At 71.6% G+C, this 20,851-nt stretch carries 14 protein-coding genes and 2 pseudogenes; 7 read left to right on the top strand and 9 right to left on the bottom strand.

Annotated elements, in window-relative coordinates; translation table 11 throughout:
• Window positions 1-152 precede the first annotated feature (152 nt).
• Both ABD466_RS31095 and ABD466_RS31100 read left to right on the top strand, forming a co-directional pair.
• Complete coding sequence (locus tag ABD466_RS31095; protein ID WP_344660771.1) at window positions 153-989, top strand: SAM-dependent methyltransferase; 837 nt, start codon at window positions 153-155, stop codon at window positions 987-989.
• A 109-nt stretch (window positions 990-1,098) separates the two neighbouring features.
• Window positions 1,099-1,365 (top strand): hypothetical protein, encoded by a 267-nt coding sequence (locus tag ABD466_RS31100; RefSeq protein WP_344660772.1) that lies wholly within the window; start codon window positions 1,099-1,101, stop codon window positions 1,363-1,365.
• On the opposite strand, the gene ABD466_RS31105 is transcribed toward ABD466_RS31100, so the two are convergent.
• On the bottom strand, window positions 1,362-2,435 hold the full coding sequence (locus tag ABD466_RS31105) for an ABC transporter substrate-binding protein (protein WP_425558797.1): 1,074 nt from the start codon (window positions 2,433-2,435) through the stop codon (window positions 1,362-1,364). The genes ABD466_RS31100 and ABD466_RS31105 overlap by 4 nt on opposite strands.
• A 66-nt stretch (window positions 2,436-2,501) precedes the next feature.
• Window positions 2,502-3,521, bottom strand: coding sequence for a phosphotransferase family protein (locus tag ABD466_RS31110; protein ID WP_344660773.1), 1,020 nt, complete (start codon window positions 3,519-3,521; stop codon window positions 2,502-2,504).
• A 63-nt stretch (window positions 3,522-3,584) separates the two neighbouring features.
• Here ABD466_RS31110 and ABD466_RS31115 point away from each other — a divergent pair, with 63 nt between their 5' ends.
• From ABD466_RS31115 to ABD466_RS31125, 3 genes are all read left to right on the top strand, one after another.
• Window positions 3,585-5,039, top strand: coding sequence for an alpha/beta fold hydrolase (locus ABD466_RS31115; RefSeq protein WP_344660774.1), 1,455 nt, complete (start codon window positions 3,585-3,587; stop codon window positions 5,037-5,039).
• 410 nt (window positions 5,040-5,449) lie between these two features.
• Window positions 5,450-7,192, top strand: coding sequence for a serine/threonine-protein kinase (locus tag ABD466_RS31120; RefSeq protein WP_344660775.1), 1,743 nt, complete (start codon window positions 5,450-5,452; stop codon window positions 7,190-7,192).
• A gap of 54 nt (window positions 7,193-7,246) precedes the next feature.
• On the top strand, window positions 7,247-7,816 hold the full coding sequence (locus tag ABD466_RS31125; protein ID WP_344660776.1) for a histidine phosphatase family protein: 570 nt from the start codon (window positions 7,247-7,249) through the stop codon (window positions 7,814-7,816).
• Window positions 7,817-7,860: 44 nt separating this feature from the next.
• Here the strand turns inward: ABD466_RS31125 and ABD466_RS31130 are convergent.
• Window positions 7,861-8,288 (bottom strand): annotated as a pseudogene (locus tag ABD466_RS31130) (transposase); the annotation flags it as partial.
• A 6-nt stretch (window positions 8,289-8,294) separates the two neighbouring features.
• On the opposite strand from ABD466_RS31130, the pseudogene ABD466_RS31135 reads away from it, so the two are divergent.
• A pseudogene (locus ABD466_RS31135) lies at window positions 8,295-8,555 on the top strand (IS5 family transposase); the annotation flags it as partial.
• A 392-nt stretch (window positions 8,556-8,947) separates the two neighbouring features.
• On the opposite strand, the gene ABD466_RS31140 reads toward ABD466_RS31135, so the two are convergent.
• From ABD466_RS31140 to ABD466_RS31155, 4 genes are all read right to left on the bottom strand, one after another.
• Window positions 8,948-11,734 carry a bifunctional YncE/alkaline phosphatase family protein gene (locus tag ABD466_RS31140; protein WP_344660777.1) on the bottom strand — a complete coding sequence of 929 codons (2,787 nt, stop codon included), beginning with the start codon at window positions 11,732-11,734 and terminating at the stop codon, window positions 8,948-8,950.
• Between the two features lie 31 nt (window positions 11,735-11,765).
• Window positions 11,766-13,127, bottom strand: a complete 1,362-nt coding sequence (locus ABD466_RS31145; protein WP_344660778.1) for an ABC transporter permease — start codon at window positions 13,125-13,127, stop codon at window positions 11,766-11,768.
• On the bottom strand, window positions 13,124-14,110 hold the full coding sequence (locus tag ABD466_RS31150) for an ABC transporter ATP-binding protein (RefSeq protein ID WP_344660779.1): 987 nt from the start codon (window positions 14,108-14,110) through the stop codon (window positions 13,124-13,126). The genes ABD466_RS31145 and ABD466_RS31150 overlap by 4 nt, the downstream gene beginning before the upstream one ends.
• A gap of 96 nt (window positions 14,111-14,206) precedes the next feature.
• Window positions 14,207-14,926, bottom strand: a complete 720-nt coding sequence (locus ABD466_RS31155; RefSeq protein ID WP_344660780.1) for a GntR family transcriptional regulator — start codon at window positions 14,924-14,926, stop codon at window positions 14,207-14,209.
• Window positions 14,927-14,992: 66 nt separating this feature from the next.
• Here ABD466_RS31155 and deoC point away from each other — a divergent pair, with 66 nt between their 5' ends.
• Complete coding sequence (deoC, locus tag ABD466_RS31160) at window positions 14,993-15,733, top strand: deoxyribose-phosphate aldolase (protein WP_344660781.1); 741 nt, start codon at window positions 14,993-14,995, stop codon at window positions 15,731-15,733.
• A 215-nt stretch (window positions 15,734-15,948) separates the two neighbouring features.
• On the opposite strand, the gene ABD466_RS31165 is transcribed toward deoC, so the two are convergent.
• Together ABD466_RS31165 and ABD466_RS31170 are read right to left on the bottom strand one after the other, a co-directional pair.
• On the bottom strand, window positions 15,949-16,893 hold the full coding sequence (locus ABD466_RS31165) for a hypothetical protein (RefSeq protein WP_344660782.1): 945 nt from the start codon (window positions 16,891-16,893) through the stop codon (window positions 15,949-15,951).
• A gap of 330 nt (window positions 16,894-17,223) precedes the next feature.
• Complete coding sequence (locus tag ABD466_RS31170; protein ID WP_344660783.1) at window positions 17,224-20,763, bottom strand: AfsR/SARP family transcriptional regulator; 3,540 nt, start codon at window positions 20,761-20,763, stop codon at window positions 17,224-17,226.
• Window positions 20,764-20,851 lie beyond the last annotated feature (88 nt).

Consider the following 20,851-nt stretch of genomic DNA (forward strand, 5'->3'; position numbering starts at 1 on the left):
CATTTCTCAGCGTTTTACGATCCGCGCGGCTGATCGGCGAGGGGACTCGAAGCGGACCCGGACCTCAGACCGCGTCTCAGGGCTCGACGATCGTCGGCTAGGATGCGGCTGCTCGGTTCGACCGGTTGTCCGGGGCAGGGTGGAGGTCGCGCATGTCGGATCCGGAGGCGCTCGGCGGCGATCTGGTCTCCCCTGGCTGGGTACCCCCGGTGCCGGACACCGGGGTGGCGACCCCCGCGCGGATGTACGCCTACTATCTCGGCGGCAAGGACCACTTCCGGGCCGACCGCGAGGCCGCCGAGCAGGTGCTGGAGTCCATGCCCCAGGCGCGGGAGTTCGCGCGCGCCAACCGCCGGTTCCTCACCCGTGCCGTACGGCACCTGGCCGAGGACGGCATCTCCCAGTTCCTGGACATCGGCATCGGGCTGCCGGCCCCGGGCGGCACCGCGCAGACCGCGCTGGCCGTGCACCCGGACGCGCGGATCGTCGGCGTCGACAACGACCCGATCGTGCTGGCGCACGCCCGCGCCCGCCCCGCCGGCGACGACCCGGCCCCGGCGGTGGTCGTGGCCGGCGACGTGCGGCGGCCGGAGGCGATCGTGGAGCACCCGGAGATCCGCGCGCGCCTGGACTTCGACCGGCCGGTGGCGGTCCTGCTGGTCGCGGTGCTGCACTTCGTCGAGGACGCCGACGAGCCGGCCGAAGCGGTCCGCACCCTGATGGACGCCGTCGCACCCGGCAGCGCGCTGGTGATCTCGCACGTCACCGGCGACTTCGACTTCGCGCCGATGGACGCCGCGGCGAAGGCGTACGACAAGTCGACCGCGCGTGTGGCCCTGCGCTCGCTGAAGGAGGTCACCGGCTTCTTCGACGGGCTGGAGGTCATGGAACCGGGCGTCGTGCTGGTTCAGCGCTGGCGGCCCGACGGCCCGGTCCCGGACGACGCCGACCGGATCTGGCTGTACGCGGGCGCGGCGCGCAAGCCCTGAGCCACCCAGGAACTCCCCGGACCGCGTGAATAAATGGTCTGAGTATCTCCGGCGCAGGACAGCGGCCGCTATGGTGCAGGGGGTAACAGGAGAGTGAGGACACCCCACCATGGCGGGCTTCGACCCCGGACCCATCCGCCGCCTCGTCGAGCGGATCTGCACCGACCCGGACCTGCGGCTCCTGACCGCTGAAGGTCTGATAGCGCGTCCGGTCCAGCCGCCCGTGTTCGAGTCGCTCCCGCATCCGGAGAAGGTGTGCCAGGCCGCTGTGAAGGTGGTCGCCGACGGCGGGACGGCGTTCTACGTGTCCCTGTGCGACGTGTCAGTGGTCTGCGACGCGGCGGCCGGCGAGCCGGCCGAACGGGCCGCCGCCTAGGGCGCGTGCCGGACCCGGAAGCGGGCCGGCTCCACCGGATCGCGGTCGACGACCTGGATCGGCGCCCACGCCCACTGCCAGACGCCGATGCCGGGCACGCGGGAGAACCGGATCAGGCCGCGCGTGCCCTCGACGGCGAGATGCGGCCACGACGCGGCGACGCGCGCCCGGTCGGTGCCGTGCGCACGCAGCGCTTCGGCGAGCACCGCGATGGTGTCGTAGCCCTCGAAGGCGACGAAGGAGGGGGCTTCGGCGAGCTGCTCGCGCAGGGCGGTCCCGACGCGTGCGCCGAGCGGGCCGAACCGGTCCGGCAGGTAGCGCAGGAACGGGATGCCGGCGGCGTCGGCGCCCAGCTGCGCCGCCCACTCCGCGAGTTCGGGCTGCCCGGCCGGGGCGCCGATCAGGATCCCGGCGACGCGCCGATCACCGCGGACCGCCCTGACGATCGACACCGCGGGCTCGGGGTAGCCGGCCAGCAGGAGAAGGGCGGTCGCACCGTTCTCGGCGAGTTCGTCGCCCACGGCTTCGGGAGTGAGGGTGCTCAGGTCGAGGTCGATGACGGTGCCGCCGTGGGCCGCGAGGTGTTCTCGCAGGATACGGGTCCCGGAGGCCCAGTAGACGTTCGCCTGCGCCGCCACGGCGATCCGGCTGTGGCCCTCTTTCAGGAGGAAGTCCGCGTAGATCCGCCAGCCGCGGGACTGGGCCGGGGGGATGCGCGCGACCCAGTCCGTCGGTCCCTCGGTGAGCGCGTCGAGGACCGCCGACGAGCAGAGGAACGGCACGCCGAGGGCGTCGGCGCGGGCGGCGGCGGTGCGGGCGACGACGCTGTGGTACTCCCCCGCCAGCGCCACGACACCCAGGCCGGCCAGCTCGTCGACGGCCGTCTCAGCCTTCCGCGGATCCGCCGCGGTGTCCCGGACGATCAGCTCCAGCGGCTTGCCGGCGATCCCGCCGTCCGCGTTGACCTCCCGCGCGGCCAGCTCGAGCCCGGCGAGCAGGTGCCGGCCCGACTCGGCCCAGCCGGGCCGGGACAGCGGGACGAGAACGCCGATCTGGACGGAAGCGGACACGGCTATCACCTCGGCGGGTCACGATGATCAAGGCTACGCAGCCTACCTTCGAACACGGATTCTGATCTAGTCGCCCTCGGTCCCCACCGACCGCAGGGTCTCGGCCAGGTTCCGGTCCAGCGTGCCCCCCAGCCGGGCACGGTGTTCCTCGAACACCCGGCCCCAGGCCAGGGCGCGGCCCAGAAGGCCGACACGGCGTGCGAGGGTGACGGCGCGGCGCAGCTCGGCCGGGGACGGACCGGCGTCGGTCCACGGTTCGAGGTACGCGTCGCGCAGGCGGGTGAGGTCGGTGTCCGGGCCGAAACGGTCGCGGACCACGCCGAAGGTGACGCGCAGGCTGGCGAAGGGGTGGCCGACGATGGCGTCGCCCCAGTCGAAGAAGCGGTAGCCGCCGGAGGCGTCGGGGCCGAGGATCTGGTTGTCGTGCAGGTCCGCGTGGTCGAGACCGTCCGGGATGCCGAGGGAGGCGAGTTCGGCGCACCAGGCGGCGTAGCGCGGCAGGCGGGCCCTGAGCTCGGCGTGTTCGCCGTCGGCGAGGGAGACGGCGCCGATCAGCTCCTCGACCAGCTTCGGCAGGGCGGCGGTGGGGCAGCGTGGGATGCCGAGCGCGGCGATGGCCTCTGTGTGCGGGAGGAGGTCGCGCTGGAACGCCGCGTACTGTCCGACCGCGGCTTCCCAGTCCCGGATCGAGGCGGCGGGATCGTGGTCCAGGTAGGTGCGGAAAACCGTGCCGCCGTGCGGTTGCAGGGACCAGCCACGTTCGGCGTCGAGAGCGAGAGGGGCGACGACACGGTCGGGATGGTGCTCGGCGAGGAGGCGGAGCAGGGACGGCTCATAGGCCGAGGCCGGCGGGTTCGCTTTGAACCAGAGCACGTCGCTGTCGGCCAGGGGGATCCGGAAGATCACGGACCACGGCCGGACCCGGACCCACCAGCCGTCCGGCGCGGCCCGCCGCCCGAGCTCGGCCAGCCGCTCCTGGACCCACGCCAGCGCCCGGGCCCGCCACGCGGGGTCCTCCCAAGGCGTCAGGGGATCCCACTTCCGGTCGACTTCGGCGACGCTCAACGCGTCGGACACATCAGGCATGGGCCCGACCGTAGCCGCTGCCGCGGGGTTTCGCCCCCGGGTTTCGCGGCCAGGAAGTACCAAGTGATTGCCAACATGGTAGTAGCCCTGCTCTCCGCCGCCGCGGTCATCGGGCCACCGACTCCACCACCGACGATCACCTGGGGCCCCTGCCCCCAGCCGGAAGCGGCTCGCTACGGGGCGCGATGCGGGACCCTGACAGTCCCCGTCGACTGGGCCGACCCCGCCGGCCCGACGATCGGCCTGGCCCTGCTCCGCATCCCGGCCACCGGCACGGCCACGGGCACCGTCGTCGCCGACTCCGAGGACCTGACCGGCTTCGGCGGCTCGCAGATCTCCTTCTTCCTCCAGCACGGCTCGAACTACCTGTCGCGCCTGCCCCGCACCCACGCCACGAAGGACATCGTGGTCTTCGACCCACGCGGGCTGGGCGCAAGCGCCCCGCTGGCCTGCACCGTCCCCGGCCACGACCCGAAGGTCTCCAGCTTCCCCGTCTCCCGGCCCGGATACGCCGACCTGCTCGCCCACAACACCGCCGTGGCCGCCGCCTGCCACGGGACACCGCGCCTGCCCGCCCACATGGGCCTCCACGACCAGGTCCGCGACCTCGACGCCCTGCGCACCGCACTCGGCAGCCCCCACCTCGACTGGCTGGGCCAGGTGGCCGGCGGCGAACTCGGCGCCGCCTACGCCGCCACCTTCCCCGCCACCACCGGACGGATCGTCCTGGACTCCTCGGTCGACCCCTACCGCTCGGCCGCCGACCGGGCCCGCGACGCCGCCACCGCCGAGGAGACAGCGTTCGCACACTTCACCGCTTGGTGCGCCCAGGCCGGCCCCGACGCCTGCGCCCTGTCCGGCCGAGACCCGGGCCAGGTCCTGGACCAGGCGGTCGCCCTCGCCGATGCCGGTGGCGTGTCTGACGGCTCCCCGCACAACCCATCCACCGAGCCCCGCTCCCTGACCGGCGCCGAGGTCCGCATCGCGGTCGGACAGTTCCTGGTCGGCTACCCCTTCGCCTGGACCGGACTGTCGCACGGCATCGCCGACGCGGCCGCCGGCGACGGATCGACACTGGCGGCCATCGCGGCGATGACGTACGCAGACCCTGACTACACGGCCAGCCGCGCCCAGACCTGCACCGACTCCCTCGCGCCGGGCGGTGTCCGTCTACGTTCCCTGAGCCGCGAGGTCGCGCGCATCGCCCCGCACACCGGCGGGGTGTCGCTGGCCTGGGAGGCGATGGCCGGCTGCGTCGGCTGGAGCATCGCCGCCGTCCCGCCGCCGCCCGGGCCCGCGAAGCCGGCCTCGACCGTCCTGGTCACCGCGACGACCGGTGACCCGATCAGCCCGGCGCCCTGGTCCCTGGACGTGGCCGCGCACCTCGTGGGAAGCAGGACCCTGATCGCGAACGTCGACGGCCACGGCGCGTTCGACAACTCGCCTTGTGCCGCGTCCGCGATCGACGCGTATCTGGCCGACGGGACGCTGCCGGCGTCGGGGACCGTCTGCCGGTAGGAGCTGTTCGGGGTTCGGATCATGTGGCTGGGGTGAGGAGCTTCAGTCACATGATCGAGCCTCGGAGGTGGAGCCCGGCCTCGTAGCTCTGCGGGGCCTGTCATACCGGACCGCCGCCGATCGCGCGAGGAAGGACACCGGCGAGGAGCACGACCGCGCAACGACGGCCGCTGTCGCCCACCACTCCCGGCAAAACGCGACCACGGCGAGCGGGACGAGAGAGAGCGCTGCGACATCGGGAGTGAACACACAACGGTAAGCCCAACGCCGGATCCGGCTGACAGCGCCGATCGGGGCAGTGGCCACCTGATCGAGCGACTCCATGGGATAACAACCTGGTGGTCTCCACGTTCCACATGCGTACCCTTACCCTGTCGCAGGTAGTGGGGTGCCTAAGGAACGGGGAGCACATGCAGCGGACCATCGGCAACGGCCGGTACGCCCTCGTGCAGCCGGTGGCATCCGGTGGCATGGGCACGGTGTGGAAGGGCTTCGACACCACGCTGCACCGCACGGTCGCCATCAAGGAGGTCTCCTTGGAGCTGATCGCGCCGAAGCACCTGGACGAATACATCACGCGCGCCGTCAACGAGGGCCGCAACGCCGCGAGGCTCGCCGACCACCCGAACATCGTCACCGTCTACGACGTGGTCATTGAGAACGGTGTGCCCTGGACGGTGATGCAGTACGTCGAGGGCGAGTCCCTGGCGCAGGCGGCGGCTGTCCCGGATGTCGTCCAGGTGGCACGGCAGCTGCTGGAGGCTGTGGCGTTCGCGCACGCCGCCGGCATCGTCCACCGCGACATCAAGCCGGCCAACATCATGGTCCGGGCGGCGGACGGCCGGGTCCTGCTCACCGACTTCGGCATCGCCAAGGACCTGGCGGCCGGGGACCAGTCGCTGACGGTCGCCGGCGGCGTCCTCGGGACAGCTTCGTACATGGCCCCGGAGCGGCTTCAGGGCCGGGATGCCGGTCCCGCCTCAGACATGTGGAGTCTGGGCGTAGTGCTGTTCGAGGTGGTCGAGAGATACAACCCCTTCGCCGAGGACACTCGGTCCGAGACGATCGCCGCGGTCCTCACGGCGCGACTGCCCGAAATGCGCCGGTGCCGGCCGGACGACACCATCGGACAGCTCATCAGAGCCCTGACGATGAATGATCCCGCGCAGCGGCCCGACGCCCGGACGGCACTCGGCATGATCGAGGCCGCTTCCCATTCCGGCCCGGCACCGGCCGCCCAGACCGGCGGCAAGGGGCCGGTCGGCATATCCGCACCCTGGCATGACACGGTCACCGCGCCGATAGTCGCCCCCGGATCCGCCGACGAGCGCGAGGGGCGTGCCGACCGGCCACGTCGTCGATGGATGGCCGTCACCGGCGTCCTGGTACTCATTGCTGCTGGGCTCGGGGTGAGCATTCCCGTCGTGTTCACCCACCACCACGGCAGCAGCAAAGGCACCACCGACGGTGCTGCTTGCGGCCCCGGCGCAGCCGGCGTGGGGGCATCCCCGGTAGATCTGACACCGGGTGCGCCGGGATCCAGCGCGCCGCCTGCGACCACGCCGCATCCCCCGACCGCGACGTTCCCCGCCGATCAGGCCAAGGTACAGGTCGGACAGCCCGTCCAGTTCCGGTGGACGGGTGCGAGCAAGATCTCCGAGGTCGCCATCAGCTTCAACAACGGGGACTTCAAGTTCTATCCGTGGGCGCCCGAAAGCTCCTTCTGCTTCACTCCGACCACGGCGGGTGTCTACACCTGGATGGTGGCGAGCGCCTCCTCGGCGAATGGCATCGCGAGCAGCTGGAGCGAGCAGCGTGGGCTGATCGCCGAACCCGACGCCGCAGCGACAGCCAACCCGTTGTCGGACGCCCCTCATCCCCCGACGCCCGTATCACCCACGGACCAGACGACAATCACCGTCGGGCAGCCCGTGACCTTTACATGGACGACAACCGGCTTCAAGTCAGCTCTGTGGCTGGAAACCCCCGACGGCCACCGTACGCAGAATTCCTGGCAGACCTCGACGACTTACACGTTCACTCCGACCGTGCCCGGCGTCTATCTGTGGATGGTGACCGCAGCAGCCGACCACACCGGTGCCACGCCGAGTGGATTCAGCGAAGAACGCATGCTGGTGGTGAAACCGTCCTAGTGCCGTATCAGGCAACGTTCGCCCTGTGTTCGACGTGAGATATGGTCCTCGGCCATGGGCGAGTTGATATTGATACGGCATGGCGAGACCGCGTGGAGCCGGACCGGCCAGCATGCTGGCCGCACCGACCTGCCGCTGACCGAGGCGGGCGAGGACGCGGCCCGTGCGCTCGTGTCTCGGCTGGCAGGACGGGAGTTCGTAGCCGTCTTCAGCAGCCCGCTGACGCGCGCCGTGCGGACTGCGGAGCTGGCGGGGCTGGGCCACGCTGAGCCTGACGCTGACCTGATCGAGTGGGACTACGGCCGGTACGAGGGGCTGACCGCCGAGCAGATTCAGGAGCTCACGCCTGGCTGGGAGTTGTGGCGCGACGGCGTCGAGGCCGGCGAGGACCTCGGGCACGTGACGGTACGGGCTGACGCCTTCCTCGACCGGGTCCGGCCGCTGCTGGACAAGGGCGACGTCGCCGTCGTCGCGCACGGCCACCTATCACGTATCCTCACCGCGCGCTGGCTCGGGCTCGACGCGTCAGGCGCGCGGCAGTTCGGGCACCCGCATCCGGGAACGATCAACACGCTGGGTTATGAGCACGGGCTGCCGGTCGTGCTCGGGTGGAACGTGCCGTAGCGGCGGCTGTCCAAGTCCCGTCCGAGAATGCTGCCATTGCTATGTCAGGCGGCGTTCGCTTGGGCGACGACCTGGCGTAGGCGTTCGTCGGCGGGGTGGCTGTTCCGCCAGATGATGTAGCGGCGGACCATACTGGCCTGCGCCTTGTGGCCGGGGTGGTCCGTTCCGTCGAGAGCGAAGTAGCGCAGCGCGGTGAACTGCGCTTCTATGCGGTTCAGCCAGGAGCTGTCGGTCGGTGCATAGGCGGTCTCGACGTTGTTCGCCGCCGCCCAGTCTCCGACCCGGCGGTCCTTCTTCGTGGCCAGATGCGGGCTGTAGTTGTCACAGATGATCGCTGTCCGGGTGTCGAGCGGGTGCAGGGAGCGCAGGTAGCGGCAAGACTCCAGGACTGCATGCGCTTCTTGCGCGACTTGACGTGCCCGAACAGTTTGTCGTCGATCAGATTGTAGGCGGCGAACAGGTGCCGGACGCCGTCGTAGCCAACCGGGACCTGCTGCGTCGGCGCGGGATCCCCGCCACCATCCCGATCAAGACAGACCAAGCCGCCCGCCGCCGCGAACGCGGATCGGCACGCGGACGACCCCCAGCCTTCGATCCCGAACGCTACAAGCAGCGCCACGCAGCGGAATGCGGAATCAACCGGCTCAAGGGCCACCGCGCCGTCGCGACCCGATACGACAGACTCGCTTGCCGCTACCAGGCCACCGTCACCATCGCAGCCATCAACGGCTGGCTATGACCGACTTCCCGGTCAGGGTCTTGGTGGTCCGTCGCGAGCTGCCAGCTCGTTCCGGGTCATGAAATCCTTGGCCGCACAGATGTAATCCGGCCTCGTAGCTTTGCGGGGTCTTGTCGAAGCGAGTGGCGATGCAGCGCCAGTGCCGCAGCCGGTTGATGCAGCCGCGACAACCGTGCCGCTCGGTAGCCGATCAGCCTTGTCGTGTGCATCGGATGCCCTCTCTGATTGGTCTATACCTTTCGAAGTCTGGCACCCGGATCCGGACATGTCGGCAAAGGGCGAGTAAAACCTCTGCACAACGCGGCGCGGCGCCCGGCCGATGATCCGGCCGGGCGCCCCGCCTCACCTCACCTCGCGTCGCCTCGCCTTGGCTCGACGAACTGGTACCGCTGTCAGCCGTCCGAGTCCGACGAGGGGATGAACGCGCCCGGCACCTGGTCCGGAGCGTAGATCTTGTCCTCGCCCGGGTAGGGCTTCGTCCAGCCGCTGGCCTCGTACCACGTGAAGTGGTTCATCTGCTGCGGGTTGGCGTAGTCCGGCTGGGCGTTCCCGCCGGTGGTGTGCTGCTGGGCCAGCCACGCCTGCCACTGGTCCGCCACGGCCTTCTCGCCGGCCGGGACGGCCGGCGAGGCGGCCGCGGTGGTGGTGGCCGGGGCGGCCGTGGTGGTGGCGCCCGCGGCCGCCGGGGCCGGGGTGTCCACGCCGCAGGTCGGCGGGACCTTCACGCCGCCGGTCAGCGACGTCTGGTTCGGCAGCGCCGTGAACGGGGTGTAGTCCGGCGTGTTCGTGAACGCGGTCGTCATCGGGGTGGCCGCGGCGTCCATCTGGTTCATCGGGTGGATGCCGAGGATCTGCTCGATGGTGCGGATCATCGTGATCTGCGAGTAGTAGCGGCTGTCCACCACGCCGTGCTGGGCGTAGGGGCTGATGATCTGGATCGGCGCGCGGTGGCCGTCGACGTGGTCCAGGCCGGCCTGGGAGTCGTCCTCGACGACGAAGATCGCCGAGTCCTTCCAGTACGGGCTGTGGGTGATGGTGTCGACGATCTGGCCGACCGCGAGGTCGTTGTCGGCGACCTGGGCGGCGGGGCTGGCCGGGCCGCCGGTGTGGTCGCTGGACAGCCAGAACATGTTCAGGTTGGCCGGGCCGTTCTTCTCGAAGTCCTGCTTCCAGATCTGGGCGCGGTAGATGTCCGGCACCGAGGTGTCGAACTTCGGGAACCCGGGCACCGAGACGTTGTTCAGCGACGGGATCGGCGAGGAGGACACCAGCGGGTACTGGGTCGTGGCGCCGGGGGTCGAGGCCATGGTCTTGGCGTCGCAGTACAGGTTCTGCCAGGTCGCGTCCGCGGGCTTGTCCAGGAACTGGTGGAACTCGCCGAAGTCGCGCACCGACTGGCCCGCGGCCTGGGCGCCGGACCACAGGGTGCCCGAGCTCTGGTGGCCCAGCGCGTCGTCCTCGGTGTCGTAGCTGCGCTGGTACTCGCCGGCCGAGGACTCGGTGTACTCGGGGTTGTCCGCCTGCATCAGCCAGTTGTGGCCCTCGGCGGAGTTGGTGCCGGTGTCGTAGGTGTTGTCGTAGAGCCCGAACTGCTGCGCCAGCGCGTGCTGGTTCGGGGTCACGGCCTGGCCGAACTGGGTCAGCGTCGAGTCGCCGTTGCCGCGCGGGTCGTCGCCGAACACCTGGTCGTAGGTCCGGTTCTCCTTGACGATCAGGAACACGTGCTTGATCGTCGACGGGTCGCCGATCCGGGCCGGGACCGGCACCGGGGTCTTGGCGCCCTTGCCCTTGGCGTAGGTCACCGAGTTGTCGGTCCAGCCGTTGTACTGGAAGACCTTGTCGGTGTACGCCTTGATGGCGCGGTCGTCCGGCAGCGTGAACTTCTGCAGGCTGGACGTGGTGTCGTGGGTACCGTGGCCGGCCGCCACCACCGGGCGCAGCGCGTCGACGCCGCGGGTGTTGGACACCAGCACCTGGTCGCCGACCGTGGTGATCTCGGTCGGGAAGTAGTCGGTCGGCAGCAGGCCGACGTACCGGGCCGGCTGCTGCGCCGAGGTGAAGCGGTAGACGGCGACCGCGTTGGCCCGGCCCAGGGTGACCAGCAGGCGGCCGTCCTTGGTCAGGGTGACCGCGTCCGGCTCGTACCCGACCGCGGCCTGGGGCCAGGGCTGGGTCTGGATGGTCTGGACCACCTTGTCCTGGGCGGTGTCGATGACCGAGACCGAGTTGCTGTTGGTGTTGGTCACGAACACCGTGGAGCCCGCGGCGTAGACGGCGGTCGGGTGCAGGCCGACGTCGATGCTGCCGACGGCGGCGGCCGCGTCGGCGGTGTCGATGACGCTGACCGTGCCGGTCGTGGTGGCGCCGGTGTCCGGGCTGGCCGGCACCTGGGTGCCGTACGAGTTCAGCGTCGCGTCGCCGGCGACGGCGGTGCGGCCGCCCTCGTTGCTCACGTAGAGCTTGCCGCCGACCAGGAGCACGCCGCGCGGCGCCACTCCGGTGTTCCAGCTCTGCGTCACCGTGTTCGACGCCAGGTCGATGGCGACGACCCGGTTCTGGCCGTTGACGGCCACGTAGACCCGGGAGCCGTCGGCGGAGAACGCCGCGCCGGCGGTCAGCGCGTGCGCGCCGCCCTGAGCCGGGATCGCGATGGTGACCGGGTTGGCCAGCGTGCCGTCGGCGTTCACCGTGAACCTGGTGACGCCGTCCTGCCGGCCCAGGATCAGGGTCTTGCCGTCCGGCGAGTAGGCCGGACCGGCCTGGCCGACGTCGTTGCCGTCGATCTTCAGCGTGGCGGCGGCGTTCTTGCCGATCACCTGCTGGACCTGCCAGCTGCGCAGGTCGACGATCACCATGGCGACGCCGCCGTCGGCGACCATCGCCGCCACGTGCGTGCCGTCCGGGCTGACCACCGAGGACATGATCTTGCCCTGGTTGATCACCAGGCGGGTGCCGATCGGGTTGATGTACTGGTCGCTGGAGATGACCTGGCCCTTGGCGGTCAACTCGCCGACGTGCTGGGTGCCGAGCTGCCGGGTGGAGGCGGAGCCGATGCTGGCGCCGGTGAAGACCAGCGTGACCGTGGCCACGCCCGCCTTGGCCAGCCGTCCCCTGCCACCGTACACCGCGGTCTGGGCGAGGCCCCGGCCGGCGGACTTTCTGCGGCGTTGCACTTGCATGGAGGCGTTCCTTCTTGTTGTGGGTTGGGACCTAGTGCGAAGGAAGAAGGTCGACGTTGCCGTCGAACTGCCACAACGGGTTAGGGGCGTCCCCGTCGGGGGTGTGCAGCAGGAAGTAGCCGTTCACTTCCTTGGGTCCGTCGCCGTCGGCGATGTAGCGGCCGTTCGCGGTGACGTCGAGCTGGTAGACGGCGGAGCCGGTGATCGCGACTCCCGGGACGTGCCAGGTCACGGTGCAGCGCCAGTCGTTGCCGGGCCCGTCGGGCGCGGCCAGGCCGTCGCCCTTGTTACAGGCCGCGGTGGTGTGCAACTGCGCCTCGGTGACCGGCGGCCGGTGCAGTTCCTGTTCCTGCAGCCGGTACAGATGGGCGAACTCGACCGCCAGCGAGCTCTGAAGCTTCTCCTGGGTGATGCCGGAGCCGGTGGTCCCGGAAGCGGCGGCGACCACGCCGACCGTCACCGCGAACAGCGCGGCCAGCGGCGCGACGCCGAGGGTCAGCACCCGGCGCCCGGCGTTGTCGACGGTGAGGTTGGTGAAGTCGCGGCGCAGGAACAACAGGTACGCCAGCACGGTCGCGACGACCGCCCAGACCAGGCTGACGGCGATGCCGATCAGCAGTGGGCTGAGTTGCTGCGGATCGGTGAACAGCCCGTTCCAGGCGATGAAGGCGTAGCCCGGCAGGGCCAGGCGCACCGGCACCGGCAGGGGCAGCATCTGTGCGAGCTGCATCGCCAGCGCGGCGACCACCGGCAGCAGCAACCCCATCGGCGAGCGGCCCAGGGCGACCGACCCGAGCAGGCCGATGGCGGCCAGCGCCAGCGTCGGCGCGACCACGCAGGCCCAGGCCAGCAGCACCTTCCCGGCGGCGTCACCGCCGGACAGCGGATGGCCGTCCAGGCCGATCAGGGTCTTGTTCCCGACGGCCAGCAGACCGCCGGCGACGCCCGAGGCGGCCAGCGCCACGACCAGCAGCAGGATGACGGTGACCGAGGCCAGCGCCTTCGCCGCGAAGATCCGCCGCGGCGAGCGCACGGCCACCAGCAGGTGGCGCCAGGTGCCGAGCCGATCCTCGGCCGCGAAGACGTCGCCGGCGACCAGTGAGGTCAGCAGCGGCAGCGCCCACGTGCCGGCGAAGCCGAGGGTCACCAGCGGACCGGCCCAGCCGGAGGCGTGCGCCCACCGGCCGAACAGGGTGTCCGAGGGCAGCGTGCTCTGCTGCTTGATGCCGAAGACCGCGACGCCGGGACCGAGGAGGCAGGCCAGGACCAGGAGGCGGACCCGCCAGGGCGAGAAGAGCTTGACCAGCTCGAAGCGGTAGGCGCGGGAGACGGCGACCGGGCGGGCCGGTGCGGGCTCGGCGGCGACGGGGGTCTGGTCGAGGGTCGCGGTCATGAGGCGGCCTGCTCCTTGGTTCGCTCCGGCTGGTGGGCCCGCTCCTGCTCGGGCTGCTCGGTGAGGGCCAGGAACGCGGCCTCCAGCGGCGAGACCACAGGGGCGAGTTCGCGCACTGCGACGCCGTCGCGCACGAGCCGCACCACGAGCTCGTCCAGCGCGGGGACGAGGGCGCGGACCACGACCACCTCAGGGTCCTGTCGCATCCCGGTTCCCGAGGGCTCGACGACGGTCACACCGGGCGTTCCTTGAGCGGTTCGGCGGGCGGCCCGCGGATCGGGGGTGCGGACCCGGTAGTCGAGTTCGCGGTTCTCCGCGGAGAGCTTGGCCAGCGGCCCGGAGAAGACGACACGGCCGGTGGCGAGGATCGTCACCTCCGAGCACAGGGCTTCGAGATCGTCCATACGGTGACTGGACAGCACGACCGTGGCACCCTCGGCGGCCAGGCGGTTGAGAACGCCGTGCACATGCTTCTTGCCGGCCGGATCCAATCCGTTCGAAGGCTCGTCGAGGATCAGCAGCCGTGGCTTGGTGAGCAGCGCGGCGGCCAGCCCGAGCCGCTGCCGCATCCCGAGCGAGAATCCGCGGACCTTGTCGTCGGCGACCTCGGTCAGCCCGACTTGCTCAAGCGCTTCATCGACGCCCGCCGCCCGCACGTCGCGGGAGCGGAGTCCGGCCAGCGCGGTCAGGTTGCCCCGAGCGGTGAGCGAGGGGTACAGCCCCGGGCCGTCCACGAAGCCCGCGATGCCGTCCGGCGCCGCGAGCGCCCGCCCGACCGGCGTCCCGAGGATCTCCAACCGGCCCTCGTCGGCGACCGCCAGCCCCAGAAGCAGACCGAGCAGCGTCGTCTTCCCCGCCCCGTTCGGCCCGACCAGCCCGTGGATCTGGCCCCGCGCCACGTCGAGGTCGACGTTGTCGAGTGCGACGACGTCCCCGAAGCACTTGGTGATCCCTTGTCCCCGTACCGCGGCGGTCGTCTCCATGCGCTCCTCTTTCGGTCAGCCTTGAGGAACGTAGGCAGATGACGTGACGTCCGCGCCTTCGGAGGTTGAACCCTTAGGGAACGGAAGAGGACTGGCTTAACGGCTGACGACCGCGAACTCGACTCTCAACGCAAAGCGGTCCGCAACGTAGGAGCTGACCGTGTACTCGACCGGATCACCGTTCTGATCGCGGACGGACCGGGTCTCGACGAGCATCGGCGTGTCGGGGGTGACGCCCAGTTCGGCGGCGTCGTCGCCGGCGATGCGCGCGGTGAGGACCGAGGAGCCGAGAGTCGGCTGGACCCCCAGGCGACGCAGGGCGTTGTGCAGCGACCCGGTTTCCAGGTCGGTGGTGAGCAGCGCGTCCAGCCGCGGCGGGAACGTGGCGTGTTCGACGGCCATCGGCAGGTCGTCGAACAGCCGAATCCGGCTGATGGCGACCACCTCCGCCGGCTGCGGCGCGCCGTCCGGCCACAAGGCGGCGGCTTCGTGCGGCGAGGCGGGGCGCACGTGGGCCAGCAACACGCGGGACCGGGGCGTGCGCCCGGCGGCCACGGCTTGGTCGTGGAAGCTGAGCAGGGTGCCGACCGGCCTCTCGGCGGCGGCTTTGCGCACGAAGCTGCCGCGGCCCGGCACCCGCTCCAGCAGGCCGTCACGTTCCAGGCGCGCCAAGGCGGCGCGCACTGTCATCCGGGAGACGCCGAACTCCTCGGCCAGGCGCGGTTCGGAGGGGAACGGGTCGCCGTCGACGGCGGCGTCCAAGCGGCGGCGCAGGTGCCTCTCGATGCGCTCGTACAGCGGTTGCGAGGCTGCCATGACCAGCTCCATCCCCCATCTGTATAGACTGTATAGACAGATCCATTCTACCCCCGAGGAGAGCCCATGGCCGCCGCGACGATCGACGTCCCGCGCTGGACCGGCCCGCTGCCCACCCGCGACCAGGTGGCGAAGATGATCGACCATTCGCTGCTGCGGCCCGAGCTGACCCCGGCCGACGTGGCGGCGGGTCTGGCGGTCGCCCTGGAGCACCGGACGGCGTCCGTGTGCGTGCGCCCCGCCGACGTGGCGGCGGCCGCGGCGGCGCTGCGCGGCAGCGACGTGGCCGTCGGCACGGTCGTCGGCTTCCCGCACGGCGGCGGCACCACCGCGACGAAGGTCTTCGAGACCGGGGACCTGGTCTCGTCGGGCGCGCAGGAGATCGACATGGTGATCGACATCGGCCGGCTGCGCGGGGGTGACGTCGCCTTCACCCAGGACGAGATCGCCGCCGTCGTCCACGCCGCGCAAGGACGTCCGGTGAAGGTCATCTTCGAGAACTGTTACCTGACGGACCAGGAGAAGGTCGCCGGTTACCAGGCCGCGGAGGCAGCCGGCGCGGCGTTCGTCAAGACCAGCACCGGGTTCGCCGGCGGTGGGGCGACCGCCGCCGACATCGCCCTGATGCGGCGCACGGTTTCCCGCGCGGTGCAGGTCAAGGCCGCCGGGGGCGTACGCACCCTGGACGCCTTGCTGGCGCTGCACCACCTCGGCGCGACCCGCTTCGGGGCCACGACCACCGCGTCGATCCTGGCGGACCTGGAGCGCCGACTCGCCGGCGAAGGCGGAAATCGCTGGACGCCATGACTTCGGTCCGGAATGCTTTCCCACGCGCCTCTCGGTGCGCAGGAAACGGATACTTCGTAACTATAACGTCCCTAAGGTAGGGCAAGGCTGGACCGCTTCGGCGCTCCGGCCCGGGCCTGAGAGCTTCGGCTCGTGCTAACCAGGCGAAAGCCCAGGAGCGGAATCCGTCTCCGAACCGTCCCCTCGCGGGACATCCGGTCTCGAGAGGCGCGTGCTCATTCCTCCAGGCCGATTGTGGCGAGCGCCGCGTCCATCGCCTCGGGGGTCCGGGCGGCGATGCTGAGCTCGTAGTCGGAGCCGAACAAGTCGCCGTCCTTCCATTGCCGCAGGATCACGTCGCGACCGCCGCGCAGGCGCCCGCCGCCGGCGTCGTGCCAGAACAGCAGGCCCAGTTCGGGGAACGAGGACTCCAGAACCGAGCGCTGCCGCTCCGTCAGCGCGCCGATGTCCTTGACGCGATGCCGGGCGACGGCGGCGTGGTCGAACAGGCTCGGGTCGACGGCGTTCGGTTCGTCCTCGAGCTTGCCCAGCAGGTACTGCGACGAGAACGGAAGGCGTGTCAGGACGAAGGCCAGGGCCCACTCGGTGACGGAGCGCGCCACCCGCAGCTGGTTCTCGGGGTCGTCGGGCCCCTCGGCGAGGTCCTCGATGAGCTCCCCGGTCAGGCGGGAGGAATTCAGGACGTAGACCGGCGGGTCGTCGTCGGCGGCCGCCTCGGACTCGCGGTACCCCCAGGAGAAGCAGGCCTCGTATTCGCTCATGAACTCGCCGTGGAACGGGGGGATCGACGCCTCGGCGATGCCGTGTTTCCGCAACCTGAACACGTCGCGCGCGGTGGGCCAACGGCATGGACGGTCCATGGGATGCGTCCAGTACAGCCGCGGCGCCTGCCGGAACGAGTTCTCCGCCATGGCGAAGTACTCGTTGACGGCCGCCGGCACGACCGCGGCGTAGCCGTGGTCGTCGTCGGCCTCGTCGAAGCCCTCGAACTCGTCGTAGAGGTCTTCGAAGGTCTCGGTCACGGGTTCGGTACGCGGCGTCCACACGTTCCCGGCCCCGACGAATCCCCACTCCCGCTGCACGTCCCGAAGCAGATCCCACCGCGCCGCACGATCCGGACAAGCGGCCAGGCGATCAGCGAACCCCGTGTAGTCGATCACCTCGGCATGCTATCGAGCGGTGAAGCTCCCGGGATCTCCGACGCCGCTGACAGGTTGGGCCGCGTTTTCCAGACGAACGCGGCCGCCGAGGCCGCGAAACGGGGGTCGCGAATGGCCGGCGTTCCGGCTCGACGCGGCGGTGCGCGCACAGCCGCATCGCTCTCGGCGGCGGTGGTGGTTCTGATGGCTTCCGGTTGTTCAGACCGGTTCGTCGGCGGGGTCTGAGTTCCCGTCCAGTGCTTCCGGCCCTGGCCGACAGCGCCGGACCAGGCAGCGCCATCCGGCCACGGACGTCTGGAACCGCCGGGACTCATCTGGCCGGAGCAGGATTCACCCCACCTCCCGCACCCGCTTCTCGACGCGCGCCACCTCCGCGTCCCGCAGCCTCCGGTGGATCCCCAGCGACGCCCGCAGTACCGGCCGTGCCAGCTCCGGCCTTCCCTGCCGCCAGTGACACATACCGATGCCCTCCAATGCCCTGGCCTCCTCCAGCGGGGCGCCGATGGCTTCGGCCAGGGCCAGCGCTCGCGCGTGGTGCGTGCGGGCGCGTTCCGGATCGCCGTCGGCGGCGGCACCGGCGCCGCCGGCTTCCTCCGCGTCCCCGGCCAGGAGCAAGAAGCCGAGCATGTTGTGGGCCTCCGCCTGCCCCGCCCGGTCATCGAGCTCGGTGAACATCTCCAGCGCCCGCGTCATGTGCCCACGCGCCTCCCCGAGCCTGCCGAGCGTCCGGTCGACCTCGCCCCAGTGCAGCAGCACCCGCGCCTCGCCGGGACGGCTGCCCACCGCGCGGCACACCACCAGCGACTCGGCGAGCAGCGCGGTGGCGGCGGCCGGATCGCCGGTGGCCAGCCGGACGCACGCCAGGTGCAGCAACGCGGTCGCGGTGGCCAGCGGAGTGGAGTCGGCGCGCAACAGGTCGACGGCGGTGGTCAGGGCCTCCTCGGCGGCCGAGTAGCGGCCGGTGATGCGTTGCACGTAGGCCATGTCGATCAGGGAGTTGGCCTGGCCGAGCGGGCTGTCGATCGCCTTGAACAGATCGATGGCGCGCAGGTGCATCTCCTCGGCGGCGAAGTAGCGGCCCATCGACTGGTTCAGGTCGCCGAGGTGGGCCAGAGCCGTGGCCTGGCCGGGTCGGTGGTCCACCTCGCGGTAGAGGCGCAGGGCCGTGCCGAGGTTGTCGGTGGCGGCCGCGTACTCGCCGAGCATCTGCTGGATGTGCGCGCGGGTGACGAGGGTCTTCGCCCGGCCGGTCCTGTCCCCCAGGCGCTCGTACAGCGCGTGCGCCTCCTCCAGGTCCGCCTCGGCGGCCGTGTACTCGCCCAGGACCCGCCGGACGTCGCCGAGCTCGGCCAGCGCCCAGGCCTGCGCCGCCGGCTCGTCCAGCGCCTGGTACATCTCCCGGGCCCGCATCAGGTCCTTCTGGCTGTCACGGAAGGCGCCGGTGTAGCGCCGCAGGACGCCGGCCCGCAGCAGCGTCGCGGCCTCGCCGCGGACGTCGCCGATCCGCCGTGCCGCCGTCAGCGCCAGCCGGTTGAGGGTCCAGGCCGGTCCCCACTGGCTGCGTCCGCGGAAGAACTCGTGGAACACGGTCGCCAACGCGACCGTCTCCGCCGGGTGGTCGGCGGCGGCGGTCTCGGCCAGCGCCACGATGTTGGCCGCCTCGGCGCTGAACCAGGCCACTGCTTCGTGCTCGTCGCACAGGGGCGGGGCGCAGCCGGGGTGGTCGCCGGGGAGCTGCGGGCGGTCGCCGTGGCCGCCGGGGACGAGGATCCGGTCGGCGGCGACGGCCGTGATCAGATAGTGGTGCAGCAGGCGCCGGACGGCGCTGTCCCGCACGTCCGGCTCGTCCGCGGCGGCCAGGCCGCGGGCGTGCTCCCGGATCAGGTCGTGCATGCGGTAGCGGCCGCGGACCGGCTCCTCGACCAGATGCCGCTCCTCCAGGTCGCGCAGGGCCCGCCAGGCGTCGGCGGGCTCCAAGCCGCTCAGCGCCGCGGCGGCGTAGGGCTCGATGTCGTCGCCCGGCGGCAGCCCGAGCAGCCGGAACAGGCGCTGCCGCTCGGGTGCCAGGTCGCGGTAGGAACAGTCGAACGCCGCCGACACCGAGACGTCCTCGGCGCTGAGCGCGGTCATCCGCCGCCGGTTGGCCGCCGCCAGGTCGGCGACCAGATCCGCGGCGCTGCACGCCGGGTAGTGCCGCAGGCGCGAGGCCATCAGGCGCACCGCCAGCGGCAGCCGCCCGCACAGCCGCACCACCTCGCGCACGTCCGGATCCTCGGCGTCGACCCCGGGGCGCGCGGCCCGCGTCGCGAACAGCCGGGCCGCGTCGGCGGCGCTGAGCACGTCGAGGGTGACCGGCACGGCGTCGTCGAGCGCCATCAGCCGCCGCCGGCTCGTCAGCAGCACCAGACAGCCGCCGGCCCCGGCGCCGGGCAGCAGCGGACGCACCTGCTCGCTGCTCACGGCGTCGTCGAGCAGCAGCAGCATCCGCTTGCCGACCAGCCGCGCACGCCACAGCCCGGCGCGCGCCGCCGGATCGGCCGGGATCCGTTCGGGCGGCACGCCGACCTGGAGCAGCAGCGCGGCCGCGGCGTCGGCGGGCGCGATGGGCTGCGCGCCGGGCGTGTGGCCCTGGAACGTGAGATAGACCTGCCCGTCCGGGTAGTGCGGCGCGAGGCGGTGCGCCAGGTGGACGGCGAACGCGCTCTTGCCGACACCGGGCATGCCGTCGACGCTGAAGATCAGCGGGGAGGCGGAGGGGGTCGTCTCCCGCACCGCCGTGAGCAGCCGCGCGGTCTCCGCGTCGCGTCCGGTGAAGCCGGAGACGTCGCGGGGCAGGTGCGCCGGCACGGGCGGTTCTTCGGTGGCTTCGCCCACAGGCCCGGCGACAGTGTTCTGCGAGCCGACCGTTCCCGGGCCTCCGCTCCCGGGACTGGGGCTCGCAGCATCTTGATCCGCGAGTTCCGGCTCCGGTTCGCCCGGCGGGCCGGCGTTCGCGGCGGCTTCCGGGGTGAGGGGATCCTCCGGCTCGGGGCCTTCCGCCTCCCCTTTCGCCTCCCCTCTCGCGCCACCGTCAGCGTCACAGTCAGCGTCACAGTCGGCGGCCAGAATCCGCCGCTGCATCTCCCGCGCCACCGCCGACGGCTCGATCCCCAACTCGTCGACCAGCGCGCGCCGCAGCCGCCGGAAGACGTCCAGCGCCTCGGCACGGCCCCCGGCCCGGTGCAACGCCTCCATCAGTTGGACGTGGAGCCCCTCGCGCAGCGGGTGTTCGCTGGCGGCCTTGGTCAGCCGGGACACCAGCCCTTCCTGCCGCCCCGACCTCAGCGCCGCGTCGAAGTACCACTCCAGCGTCTCCAGCCGGATCTCGACCAGCTCCCGCACCGCCGGCCCGAGCAGCTCCACCGGCGTGTCGGCCAGCGGCGTCCCCCGCCACAGCACCAGGGCCTCCGCGGTCCACCGGCTCACCGCGGGCCAGTCGTCGGCCTGCCGCGCCCGGCGCGCGTACCCGGCCAGCCGCGTGAACACCGCGGCGTCCAGTTCCCCTTCGGCGACCCGGATGCGGTAGGCCGAGCCGACGGCGTCGATGCGGGCGGCGCAGTCCTCCCCGCCCGCCCCGTCCTGCGGCGCTTGTCCGCTCTCCGCCGCGTCCAGCAGCCGCCGCAGCCGCGCCACATGGTTCTGCAACGACGCGGTCGCGCTGGCCGGCGGCCGGTCGCCCCACAGCGCCTGCCGCAGCGTCCCGGGCGGCACCGCCTCCCCGGCGTGGAACAGCAGCACGGCCAGCAGCGCCCGCAGCTTCGCCCCCGGAACGTCGACACGACGCCCCTCGGCGTGCACTTCGATGGGACCGAGAACGCCGAATCGCAACACTCTGACTACTCCTGGAGAACGAGGAGGGGACTGCTGCACCGAGTCGGCGGCCGTCACACGCGCCGAGCAGATGTTCGATGTTAGCTTC

Source organism: Catenulispora subtropica (assembly GCF_039531675.1).
Taxonomy (GTDB): Bacteria; Actinomycetota; Actinomycetes; order Streptomycetales; family Catenulisporaceae; genus Catenulispora; species Catenulispora subtropica.

Bases quoted from the DNA above. Each gene is read 5' to 3' on its own strand.
- ABD466_RS31110 (WP_344660773.1), bottom strand. From the start codon at position 3,521: ATGCCTGATGTGTCCGACGCGTTGAGCGTCGCCGAAGTCGACCGGAAG.
- ABD466_RS31095 (WP_344660771.1), top strand. From the start codon at position 153: ATGTCGGATCCGGAGGCGCTCGGCGGCGATCTGGTCTCCCCTGGCTGG.
- ABD466_RS31120 (WP_344660775.1), top strand. From the start codon at position 5,450: ATGCAGCGGACCATCGGCAACGGCCGGTACGCCCTCGTGCAGCCGGTG.
- ABD466_RS31155 (WP_344660780.1), bottom strand. From the start codon at position 14,926: ATGGCAGCCTCGCAACCGCTGTACGAGCGCATCGAGAGGCACCTGCGC.
- ABD466_RS31125 (WP_344660776.1), top strand. From the start codon at position 7,247: ATGGGCGAGTTGATATTGATACGGCATGGCGAGACCGCGTGGAGCCGG.
- ABD466_RS31145 (WP_344660778.1), bottom strand. From the start codon at position 13,127: ATGACCGCGACCCTCGACCAGACCCCCGTCGCCGCCGAGCCCGCACCG.
- ABD466_RS31140 (WP_344660777.1), bottom strand. From the start codon at position 11,734: ATGCAAGTGCAACGCCGCAGAAAGTCCGCCGGCCGGGGCCTCGCCCAG.
- deoC (WP_344660781.1), top strand. From the start codon at position 14,993: ATGGCCGCCGCGACGATCGACGTCCCGCGCTGGACCGGCCCGCTGCCC.
- ABD466_RS31150 (WP_344660779.1), bottom strand. From the start codon at position 14,110: ATGGAGACGACCGCCGCGGTACGGGGACAAGGGATCACCAAGTGCTTC.
- ABD466_RS31100 (WP_344660772.1), top strand. From the start codon at position 1,099: ATGGCGGGCTTCGACCCCGGACCCATCCGCCGCCTCGTCGAGCGGATC.